Origin of the sequence: Bacillus sp. Xin1 (assembly GCF_013314535.1) — a bacterium.
Lineage (GTDB): Bacteria > Bacillota > Bacilli > Bacillales > Bacillaceae_G > Bacillus_A.
In genome coordinates this window covers 69,303-80,861 of the sequence record NZ_JABUAE010000006.1, presented here as the reverse complement: position 1 = coordinate 80,861, position 11,559 = coordinate 69,303, and the positions used below count along the sequence as shown (strand labels likewise).

Sequence of the window (11,559 nt, the reverse complement as noted above, 5' to 3'; positions counted from 1 at the left end):
GATTTGCAGAGTGAAAATTACAACGATTGGTGCTGCAAGTAGATTGTTTTTCGATGCAGTTTCAACTCAAAAAATTGAGTTAGTAACAGATATTCATCAAGTAAATTTAGTAACTTTAATGTCAAAACAAATTGAAAAAAGTAATAGTGCCTTTAAGTCATCTCAAATACAATATGAAAGTTATTCTAAGTTTTGTAATCTAGCTAAGTATGCGAATTCCTCTGATTACATCATTATTGATTTATTAGATGAAGCATATGATGTTTTAAGTTATGAGGATAACAAGTTTACTTTAACATATGACCTACAGCAAGAATTAGAAGAAGCGGATTTAAAGAGAGAATACAGTAAATATGCAAATGCATTTGATACGAAATGGAAAGAGATTTGTTTAGCTTTTATAGAAACACTAAGAAAAGTAGTATCTAGCGATCAAATTATTCTCCATGAAGTGTATTTTACAGAGGAATATTTGAAAGAAAATAAAGCGGTAAAGTTAGAAAATTATAAAGAAGTAGCTCAAGTGAATGAAAAATTACAAAAAATGTATGATTTCTTCAAAAAGAATTTTGAAGGCATCGGTACGATAAAAATGGATGAGAACTACGCAGAATCTATTTTCACACCGGTTTTAAAATTTAATCTTCCAGGAAGTCAATATTTTAAGAAGTATTATACAGATTTGTACAATACATTTGATAATACACAAGAGTACTATAAAATTCCTTTTACTACACATATGTATTTACTACCACATGCAAATATAGATTTTAAATTTTGTGTAGGTGGCGAAGCAGAAATACAAATGTCTGTAGAAAATGAAGAAAAAACTGTAGGGTTTTGGACGAATTTTTATGACAATCTCCTGAAAGTGAATAGAACTTTACTTCCAGTTTTGAAAGAAGAAGCGGAATATTTATTAGAAATAGATACGAGACAAAATGACCTAGACATAGGTGTAGTCATCAATTTTTTTAATGACGAGGGACAGGTGTTTTATTCACAAAAATGTACAGAACGTAATGGAATTATTAAAACACCAACTAAATTTAATTTTTACCGTATCTACCTGAAAGTTAAGGGAAAGGGTAAAGCTCATATTAATTATTTAAAAATACGTCGTCATCGTAAACAAGGGTATGTAACAGCTTTTGATAAAGTGTGTCATTGTCCTGATAGTGAAAATATTAAATACTTATTAAAGAAAAAGGCAAGTGAGTATTTAGTGGTAGTTTTTCATGGTTTTAATCCATATGTAACTAAGTATGAGTTTTTAGGGGTTCTCAAGGATATGCCTGTAAACACGTTATATTTATTAGATGATTACGGATTGAACGGAAGATTTTATCAAGATACAGACAGAAAAGATAATTTGCAGAGAAATATTATAGAGTTAATAGAAAGTATTGCGCAGCAATGTAATGTTGCTAAACAGAACATTATTATGCTTGGTGGGTCTAAGGGTGGCGGTTCCGCCTTATATTATGGATTGAGAATGAATGTTGGACATGTAGTTGCTGGAGGGCCTCCGATTTATTGGGGGATATTTAATAGTAGTTATTATCACCAAAGTAGTTTAGTTAAAAATGTTTCAGGCGGTGTATCTGAAGAAGATACCAAATATATGGATAGCATCTTACCATCTTTACTACATGAAGACATACAGACAAAGATAGAGTTTTTAAGTATTACTAACGATATTTATTATGAAGGTTATTTTGAGAAGTTCGCAAAACTTTTAGGTGAAAATAAGATTGAGTATCATAACCTTTTAAAAGATGGAAAGGGTCATGGAGATTTACCAAAACATCTTGGAAGTTGGGCCAAACAAACTGTAACCAATATTATTAGTTAGTATAAATTTTACCGAGATTTAATTTTAAAAATGTGCAAGAAAAAGTAAAGGTTGGGATAACTATTGAACATTGTAACTTTAGGGAATGAAACAGGAGCTATATTACGTCTTTCAACAGAGCATAGTATGTATATAGATACAGATTATTCACTTCATTCTATGATGAGTATGATGTCTTCATCTTTTAATTATGATTCAAGCAATATAACGCCTCATAGTTATGCTAAAGAAAGAGTTTTGGGCAATGAGCTAAATAAAGTCTTTGTAAATAATATTGAGCAAATTTCAAAACAAAATGATTATATTGTTATTGATTTATTAGATGAAAGATATGATCTTTTGAAAAAAGAAGATTCTTTAGTTCTAAACAGTTGGATCCTTAGAGATAGTAATGTATACAAAGAAACAAAGTTTGATGTGATAAAAAGGAATAGTATAGATTTTCAAACTTGGAAAATCTATTGTGATCAATTTATAGAAGTTATAAATGAACATTTTACTAAGCGAGTTATTATTCATGAGATGTATTTATCTGAAGAATACTGGAAAGATGGAGCGTTTCATGAGTTTAAAAATATAGAATATATCCGCTCAATAAACGAACGTCTAAATATATACTATAACTATTTAAAGAAGCACCTTGTAGGTGCAAAAGTAATTAAAGTTCAAGAAAATAATTATACGGATGTAAATTTATTAAACGTTTTAAATCCTGCTAAGAAGAACGAAAAATATATTCAAGATTTGTTAAATCAAGTACAAAATATTGAAAAACAGCCCTCTCAATATAAAGTAGCTGTTGTTATTGCGAGTTATAATGTTGAAGATTATATCGAAGAAGCGGTTATGTCTGTTTTAAATCAAACATTATCAGATGTTCAAGTAATTGTTGTAGATGACGGTTCTACTGATAATACAACAAAAAAAGTAATGGAATTGGCTGAACGAGAGGAACGAGTTAGTTATAGGTTTTTAGAAAATACGGGTAGTCCATCGGAACCACGGAATGTCGGAAAGAAAATTGCTGATGCCGAATATGTAATGTTTTTAGATGGAGATGATTACCTAGATTCTAATGCGTGTGAGAAAATGTACAACTATGCAAAAAATCAAGAAGCAGATTTAGTAGTTGGAAGAATGATGTCATTCATTGGTGAAAGACGTTTCGAAACATTTGAAGGTGTTCCACGTTTTAGACAACGAATGGAATTTTTGAAAGGTATTAAGGAATTTGAAGCAGTAAGTATTACTGAAAACCCAGTTTTATATTTATTCCCTAGTTGTTGTGCAAAATTATATAAAAAAGAACTGATTAAAAATATAGACTTTAATAAAAATATTAAGTATGCGGAAGATTTGTTATTCTCTAATACAGTATTTTTCCAATCTAAAAAGACTTTAGTTCTTGAAGACTTTGTTTATTATTACAGAGGTAGGGGAGAGACATCTAATAGCTCTATTACTCAACAAAAAAGTATTCAAAATCTACAAGACTTATCTATTTCGGTAAATACTATCAATAGTATTATAGAGAAAAATAAGTTTAGTATAAAAAATAAAGTAAGATTTAATAATTTAATTCAATTTTATAGAATGTTAGAAGCCAGTCAACATGTAGGTAGTATTATTCAATATCCACAAGAAGAACAAATAAAAGTTTTAAAATTAGTAAGGGAAACTTTATTTAATGACAGTTTTAATAAAGATAAAATTAAAGTATTTTCATTTTATAATTTCATAAAAATGACCTTACTATTAGAAAATAAATATGAAGAATTAGTTCTTTTAAGTCAAATGTTAAAGAAAATTACTATGTATGATTATGTGAATAAATTTCCATTTAAAACTGTAAAACGTAATAGGAAATTTTATTTTATCTTTAAATATAAAGGGAAAAACGTTTCGATAGACATTACACATTATGTTACTTCTAATAAGTTGATTAATCGTTTAGTAGACATTAAATTTGTAGAAAATCAATTAATCTTAAAAGGATTGGCTTATATTAATAATATATCTATTACAAATAGAAGTGATATTCAACATACTATAATTATGGTAAATCGAAAAACGAAAAAGGAATATAAATTTAATTCTTCTTATGCATATAATAATAAGTTCTCTACCTCCCACTTTAAATATGGACACGGCGGATACGAAGTAAGAATTCCGTTTAATGAGTCGATGCAACTAGGAGGATATGATTTCTATATTGAAACAGAATTCTTAGGAGTTAAAAAACAAGTGCCTCTAGGAGGAATGAATAATAACTTTGTATATAAGGCAAATAACCATTTCATGAAGATGGGAAATACGCATTATGAAGTAGTGCCTATTGTTAAAAGCAGAAGTAAGTTAGCCATTAATTACAAAGTGTTTCCTAATAAGTGGAGTTATATGAAAAGAAGATTAATTGCTAACGTTAGGGGGAAACAATTTTCAATAGCCCAGATTAAAAATAATACAGGTCTAAGCGTAAATAAAAAGTTGAAATTGCTATTTGGAGTAATCACAGAAGACATTTCGAATCTGATTCTTCGAAAGAAAGATATATGGTTGGTAGGAGAAAAAGTAGGAGCTTCTGCAAATGATACTGGATATTGGTTCTTTAAACATTGTCGAGAAAAATATCCAAATAAGAACGTATATTATTTGATTGATAAAAAGTCTCCAGACTATTCCAAAGTCAAGGCCATGGGGAATACCATTCCATTTTATAGCTTGAAGCACATTATTTACTCTATGAATGCAAAATATACGTTTAGTAGTGATAATGTAAATGTATTACTACCATCAAATATAAAGCATTTACGAAAATCGTCCCGTGTATTTATTCAACACGGTATTATTCTTCCTGGTAGGGTGGAAAATATATATCATGCTAACAGAGATTTAGCAGACTATATTTTGACAAGTAGTAATTTAGAAGCTCAGATTATTAAAAATCATTTTGGCTATAATCCTGAAGAAATTTGGGATTGTGGACTCCCTCGATTTGATACGTTACAAAATAAAGAGAAAGAAAAACGTATCATGATGACATTTACTTGGCGTAAAAACATACAAAATCTAGAGCAATTAATGGAAAGTAAGTATTTTACAGCGATTCAATCATTATTGCATAATAGTAAGTTTCTAAAAACGTTAGAAAGAAATAATATTATACTAGATGTATGTTTACATCCAAGGACGTGTCAACTTCTAGAAGAGGATAATTCAGGTATCTTAAATAGCTTGAAAACATCACCGAATATTGAAATTCATGATTTCAATAAAGCAAATGTAAGGGAACTAATTGAAAGAAGCTCTATGATGTTGACGGACTATTCAAGTATTTCTTTTGATTTTGTATACCTTGAGAAACCAATTATTAATTACTTGTTCCAAAATAATACGCCAATTTCTGAAGAAAATATTAAAAATGTATTACCAGGATATGTGTCTTATTCAGAAGATGATGTAATTCATGCTGTAGAATCATATTTAGTAAAACAAAGACGACTTAAGAAAATTAATAAGAAGCATTATATTAAATATGATGATGGACGCAACTGTGAGAGACTTGTGAAATTTGCTAGTGGGAGTCGATGATTTGTGAAAATCTGCGTAATAGGCCTAGGTTATATCGGTCTCCCTACTTCCGCCATGTTTGCAAAACATGGCGCTGAAGTAGTGGGGGTTGATATTAATCCAGGTGTTGTAGACAAATTAAACCGAGGAGAAATTCATATTGAAGAGCCGGGACTTGGAGAGGCTGTGAAAGAAGCAGTAAATAAAGGGATGTTACGTGCTTCGCTTACACCAGAAGCGGCAGATGTTTTTATTGTTTCTGTTCCAACTCCAAATTACGAAGATCAGTATAAGTCATGTGATTTGACTGGTGTATTGATGGCAGTAAAGAAAATTCTTCCTCACGTTAAAACAGGGAACGTATTAATAGTAGAATCAACAATTGCTCCACGAAGTATGGATGATTATGTAAAGCCTTTAGTTGAAGAGGCTGGTTTTACAGTTGGGAAAGATATATATTTAGTGCATTGTCCAGAAAGAGTACTCCCAGGGAAAATTATGGAGGAAATTGTTTTTAATAATAGAATTGTAGGTGGAATAACGCCCAATTGTGCCCGAATGGGTGCAAAGGTATATGAAACGTTTGTACAAGGTGAAATAGTTGAGACAGATGCAAAAACAGCAGAGATGTCTAAGTTAATGGAAAATACGTTTCGAGATGTTAATATTGCATTGTCAAATGAATTAGCAAAGGTATGTAATAAACTCGAAATCAATGTATTGGATGTTATTGAAATGGCAAACAAACATCCCCGTGTAAACCTACATCAGCCAGGCCCAGGTGTAGGAGGTCATTGCTTAGCTGTTGATCCATATTTTATTGTGGCAAAGGCGCCAGAACTGACAAATATTATTCAAATGTCCCGAGATACAAACATTTCTATGCCCTCCTATGTTGTAGAGAATGTTAGAAAATTACTTAAAGGAATTGAGAAACCAAAAGTTGCTGTGTTTGGCGTGACTTATAAAGGAAACACAGATGATATGAGGGAAAGTCCAGCCCTAGAAATTCTAGATCTACTGCATGAACAAGGATACACGGTTGCAATTCATGATCCATACATTCAAGCGAATTTCTTTAAAACATTACCAGCAGAAGAAGCGGTGGAAGCAGCCGATTTACTTCTTGTATTAGCAGATCATAGTGAGTTTAGCGGTATGGATTATAACAAATTAGCTTCTAAAATGAGACAGCCATTTCTTTTTGATACTCGTAATTGTATAAAAGAAAATCCGAAAAGTAGTATGAAGATTATTCATTTTGGGAATCTATACAAGGTGTTACAGGAAAATGAGGTTACCGTATGAAAGCAATAAAGAGCGTTTTTCGTGAACAATTAGATAATCTATATTTAATGGGAAGACTTTCTTCGTATGAGATTAAGCAACAATATGCATCAAGTACGTTAGGGGTTATATGGGTATTTTTAAATCCATTAACACAAATCTTAGTTTACTGGTTAGTATTTGGTCTAGGTATTCGAGGTGGAGCACCTGTAGAGGGGGTGCCTTTCTTTGTTTGGATGATATGTGGTATTATCCCATGGTTTTTTATTAACGGTTCAATTATACAGGGGTCAAATTCTATTTATGCTAAGCTTAGCACGGTTTCTAAGATGAATTTCCCATTAAGTGTAATTCCAACGTATGTTATATTATCGCAATTATATACACATATAATTTTACTTGCCGTGTTAATAATTATTATATTATTTATTAAAGGGCTAAGTTTTCTTAGTATAGTTGGATTGATATATTGTATAGTTTCTACTTTTTGTTTCTTAATTGCATTGGCTTTTATTACTTCTACAATCTCTACTATTTCAAGAGATATACATTTATTTATTCAATCCATTACAAGGATGTTATTTTATTTAACACCAGTATTGTGGAAACCAAGTGAGCATATGAGTGGTATTTTTGCATTCTTAATGAAGGTAAACCCATTTTACTATGTGGTAGAAGGGTATAGGCTTTCCTTATTGCACGGCGATATTAGCTTTATATGGTCACCATATACATTATACTTCTGGGGAATCGCGATTATCTTGTTTGTGATTGGATCAATGTTTCATATAAGGTTCCGCAAGCAGTTTGTTGACTACTTATAAAAGGTGAATGATTCAATGAATTATAAAGTGAAGTTCGAGCATGTTACAAAAAAATATAAGATGTACAACAAGCCTTCTGATAAATTAAAGGATTTATTTTTTAAGAGTGAAGATGGTGAGTACCATTATGCTTTAAACAATATATCATTTGAAGTGCCAGAAGGAGAAATTGTTGGAATTGTAGGTTTAAATGGTTCGGGAAAGAGTACGTTATCCAATTTAATTGCAGGTGTAACAATTCCTAATAAAGGGAAAGTGAATGTTAAAGGTTCTGCAGCATTAATTGCGATTTCTTCAGGGCTAAATAACCAATTAACAGGAATTGAAAATATCGAGCTAAAAGGTTTAATGATGGGGCTTACGAAAGAACAGATTCAGGAAATTACGCCTAAGGTTATTGAATTTGCTGATATTGGAAAGTTTATGTATCAGCCTGTTAAAACATATTCAAGCGGAATGAAATCAAGAATTGGATTTGCAATTTCAGTTCATATTGACCCAGACATTTTGGTGATCGATGAAGCACTTTCTGTTGGTGATCAAACTTTTACAAAAAAATGCTTAGATAAAATGAATGAATTTAAAGAAAAAGGAAAAACAATTTTCTTTATTAGTCATTCTTTGTCTCAAGTACAAAGTTTTTGTACAAAGGCCCTTTGGTTACACTATGGTCAAGTGAAAGAATATGGAGATATAAAAGAAGTAGTTACACATTATGGTGATTTCTTAAAACAGTATAATCAAATGACTGCTGAAGAGAGAAAGCAGCTGCGTGAAGAACAAACTTCACAGTTTCAACATGGTTTATTGCAAGAGCAACCAACAAAAATTCAAAAGAACCATTCTGAGTTCAAAACACACCGTCGCAAGTTCAAAAAGAAAAGCGGTGTAATCATGGGAATTTGCTTAGCTCTTATGGCTGGGATAATCACAACAGGATTTTATTATAAAGACTTGCTTCCGATGAAAAAAGGAAATGATACTATAGAAAAGTCTGTTCAAAGTAAAGGTAATACTGAGAGTAAGCAAGCTAAAGAAGATTCTTCTAAGGATAAGAAATATATAGTAAATAGTAATAGTATTAGCATTCGGAAAGAACCAAGTACAAGCAGTGAGCGTCTAGCGGTAGCTAACTTTGGAGAAATCTTTACTGCATCTAATAGTAAAAAGAATACTGAGACTGGTAGCGAGTGGGTACAAGTCGCATTACCAACAGGTGAAACTGGCTGGATGAGTACACAGTATGTCGTACCATTTACACCGAGCAATGATGCAATAGTGGATGCAAAATTAGATGATGTAACAGCTTTATTAAAGCGAGTATACGGATTAGAATTTGTAAAAGCTCCTACATACTTTGGAAAGACGTTAAATGAACTCAAGGCAGAATACCCTCGGTCATTGACTTCATCACAAAGTATAGGGGAGAAAACAACTTATAAGGATGGGAATATTAAATTTGTTATTTCTCAAGACAAAGTAGTAGAAGTTGTGTTTGAAGATATTTCAATGTCTATTGCTAAGCTACATGAATTACTTGGTAAAGAAAATATAAGTAATGATTTAGAGAAAAACTACTTCTATGAATCAAAAAGTTATTATATTGCAGCACGTTCTGATCAAACACATGCAGAAATTCAATCCTTATCGATTGTGAAGAAAAAATAAAAGGTATATATTTTTAAAGATTTTCCTCTTTATTAAAGTTTATCTTGTAGAAAGAAGCTTTTCTTTTAGAATTCCATATTTGTGTGTGCTGTTAATTTTAATTTCTAAATATAACATTTAAGATAATGTAAGCTAAAAAGAGAAATTGATAGTAATTATGAAGAATAACGAGAAAAAAGGGAAAATATTAGGTTTTTCTTTCTTATTTCTCTCCTTTATAATAAGTCGTGAATACGACACTTAAGGCAAACAATGTTTTATACTAATTGCCTTTCCCTAACTTGGGTATACACTCTTTTCAACCTCCGTGTCAGCAATAATAATATTTTATTATGCCGAAAAGAGTGTATACATTTTTTAAAAACGTTCCGAAGCAGAAATAATGCTTCGTTTTTTTATAATGACAAATAATAGACAAAATGGGATAATAAAATCATGAACCTAAGTGGTATGACCAATTTAGCGTGTAAGGAGAGAATAGTATGTTAGATATACAACAAATAAAAGAAATTATTCCGCATCGTTATCCATTTTTACTTGTTGATCAAATTCTAGAGGTAGAAGAAGGAAAACGTGCAATTGGAATTAAAAATGTAACGGCAAACGAAGAGTACTTCAACGGGCATTTTCCTGATTATCCTGTAATGCCAGGTGTTTTAATTGTAGAAGCATTAGCACAGGTTGGTGCTGTTGCAGTACTTAAGAAAGAGGAAAATCGTGGTCGCCTTGCATTCTTTGCTGGTATTGACAATTGCCGTTTCAAACGTCAAGTTCGTCCAGGTGATCAGCTTCGCCTAGAAGTGGAAATGACACGTGTACGTGGACCAATCGGAAAAGGAAAAGCAGTTGCAACTGTAAACGGTGAAATTGCATGTGAAGCTGAAATTACATTTGCACTGGGGGATAAGAAAGAATAAGCAGTATTTAATAAAAGGATGTTACTTCCAGAGGACAAATGGCAAGGATTATTTTTAATCCTTACTATTTGTCTCTTTTTATTAACAATAAGCTTAAGGGGATAACTAGTAAAAATCAAAATATATCGTATAATGGTTTTGGGCCAATAAAAGGTGGGAAAATGCATAGAGTGTTTCTTTTCACAATAAAAGCGCTCGTGTAATAAATAGAAAGAGGGTTGAAGAGATGAAAAAGAAGATCCTACTTTGGATTTTAGGAATTGTAGGTGTACTTATAATTGGCACAGGTATTTATGCATATAGTGTTTATTCATCTGTCTCAAGTACATTAGATAAAGTTCATAAGCCATTAGATCGTGACCATTCGAAGAAACGTACAGAAGAAGTAAAAGTAGCAGATTCAAAACCGGTATCCATCCTATTAATGGGTGCAGATGAGCGTGCAGGTGACCAAGGGCGTTCTGACTCGCTAATGGTAATTACTTTAAATCCGAAACAACAATCAATGAAACTGTTAAGCATTCCTCGCGATACATATACAGAGATCGTTGGTAAAGGGAAAAAAGATAAGATTAACCATGCGTATGCATTTGGTGGTATTAATATGTCTGTTGATACTGTAGAAAACTTCTTGGATACGCCAATTGATTATTATATTGAAGTAAATATGGAAGGCTTCAAAGATATTGTTGATGCAGTTGGTGGTGTAGATGTAAACAATGATTTAGAATTCACACAAGATCGTACACATTTTGCGAAAGGTAATATCCATTTAACAGGTGAAGATGCACTAAAATATACACGTATGAGAAAGCAAGATCCACGTGGAGATTTTGGTCGTCAAATGCGTCAACGCCAAGTACTACAAGCTGTTATTATTAAAGGAGCAAATGTTTCTTCTCTTGCAAACTATGGTGATGTGTTAAAAGCAGTTGAGAAAAACGTAAAAACAAACTTAACACAAGATCAAATGTTTGATATGCAAAAGAATTATAAAGAAGCAATGAAAAATAAAGAAGAAATTCAAATTAAAGGTGATGGACATAAAGCGGAAGATGGTGTTTGGTATTATTTTGTGTCTGAACAAGATCGTAAAGACTTATCGAATAAGCTAAGAGAACACCTTGAATTAAAAGGAAATTAATATTTCAAAGAGAAGCCAGCTGTTGATAAAACAGTTGGTTTCTTTTTTAAAAGAATGGTAGAAAGGAAGTGAACGGCATTTGGATAGTATTTATAAAACAATTAATTGAAACTTTGCTGTTATGTTGTTAAAAAGGTAAAGTTGTTATCGTCTGTATAATTAGAAGTGAATGTGTCGATAAATGTATTCTCTTTTTTTAAACAAACGTTTGTTTAAAAAATATAGGAGATTTTCGAAAAAAAATTTATCAATTAAAGTCTGAAAAATATGGCTGGAAATTAAGGGGAAAGTAAA

General features: G+C 31.4%; 7 protein-coding genes. All 7 read left to right on the top strand.

Going from position 1 to position 11,559, the window contains the following annotated elements; translation table 11 throughout:
- Nucleotides 1-10: 10 nt before the first annotated feature.
- The 7 genes from HRG09_RS08805 (at nt 11) to tagU (ending at nt 11,265) form a co-directional block, all read left to right on the top strand.
- A complete protein-coding gene (locus tag HRG09_RS08805) occupies nt 11-1,855 on the top strand; it encodes an accessory Sec system protein Asp2 (protein WP_174100442.1) in 1,845 nt (614 codons plus the stop codon).
- A gap of 63 nt (nt 1,856-1,918) precedes the next feature.
- Nucleotides 1,919-5,446 carry a bifunctional glycosyltransferase/CDP-glycerol:glycerophosphate glycerophosphotransferase gene (locus HRG09_RS08800; RefSeq protein ID WP_174100441.1) on the top strand — a complete coding sequence of 1,176 codons (3,528 nt, stop codon included), beginning with the start codon at nt 1,919-1,921 and terminating at the stop codon, nt 5,444-5,446.
- A gap of 3 nt (nt 5,447-5,449) precedes the next feature.
- Nucleotides 5,450-6,733, top strand: a complete 1,284-nt coding sequence (locus HRG09_RS08795; RefSeq protein ID WP_174100440.1) for a nucleotide sugar dehydrogenase — start codon at nt 5,450-5,452, stop codon at nt 6,731-6,733.
- On the top strand, nt 6,730-7,536 hold the full coding sequence (locus HRG09_RS08790; protein ID WP_174100439.1) for an ABC transporter permease: 807 nt from the start codon (nt 6,730-6,732) through the stop codon (nt 7,534-7,536). The genes HRG09_RS08795 and HRG09_RS08790 overlap by 4 nt, the downstream gene beginning before the upstream one ends.
- A 15-nt stretch (nt 7,537-7,551) precedes the next feature.
- On the top strand, nt 7,552-9,204 hold the full coding sequence (gene tagH / locus HRG09_RS08785; RefSeq protein ID WP_174100438.1) for a teichoic acids export ABC transporter ATP-binding subunit TagH: 1,653 nt from the start codon (nt 7,552-7,554) through the stop codon (nt 9,202-9,204).
- 482 nt (nt 9,205-9,686) lie between these two features.
- The gene (gene fabZ / locus HRG09_RS08780) at nt 9,687-10,121 is read left to right on the top strand and encodes a 3-hydroxyacyl-ACP dehydratase FabZ (RefSeq protein ID WP_174100437.1); all 435 of its coding nucleotides are present in this window, start codon (nt 9,687-9,689) and stop codon (nt 10,119-10,121) included.
- A 226-nt stretch (nt 10,122-10,347) separates the two neighbouring features.
- Nucleotides 10,348-11,265 (top strand): polyisoprenyl-teichoic acid--peptidoglycan teichoic acid transferase TagU, encoded by a 918-nt coding sequence (tagU, locus tag HRG09_RS08775; RefSeq protein ID WP_174100436.1) that lies wholly within the window; start codon nt 10,348-10,350, stop codon nt 11,263-11,265.
- The last annotated feature ends 294 nt before the right edge of the window (nt 11,266-11,559 follow it).

Coding starts and splice junctions, on each gene's coding strand:
- fabZ (WP_174100437.1), top strand. CDS start 9,687: ATGTTAGATATACAACAAATAAAAGAAATTATTCCGCATCGTTATCCA.
- HRG09_RS08790 (WP_174100439.1), top strand. CDS start 6,730: ATGAAAGCAATAAAGAGCGTTTTTCGTGAACAATTAGATAATCTATAT.
- tagH (WP_174100438.1), top strand. CDS start 7,552: ATGAATTATAAAGTGAAGTTCGAGCATGTTACAAAAAAATATAAGATG.
- tagU (WP_174100436.1), top strand. CDS start 10,348: ATGAAAAAGAAGATCCTACTTTGGATTTTAGGAATTGTAGGTGTACTT.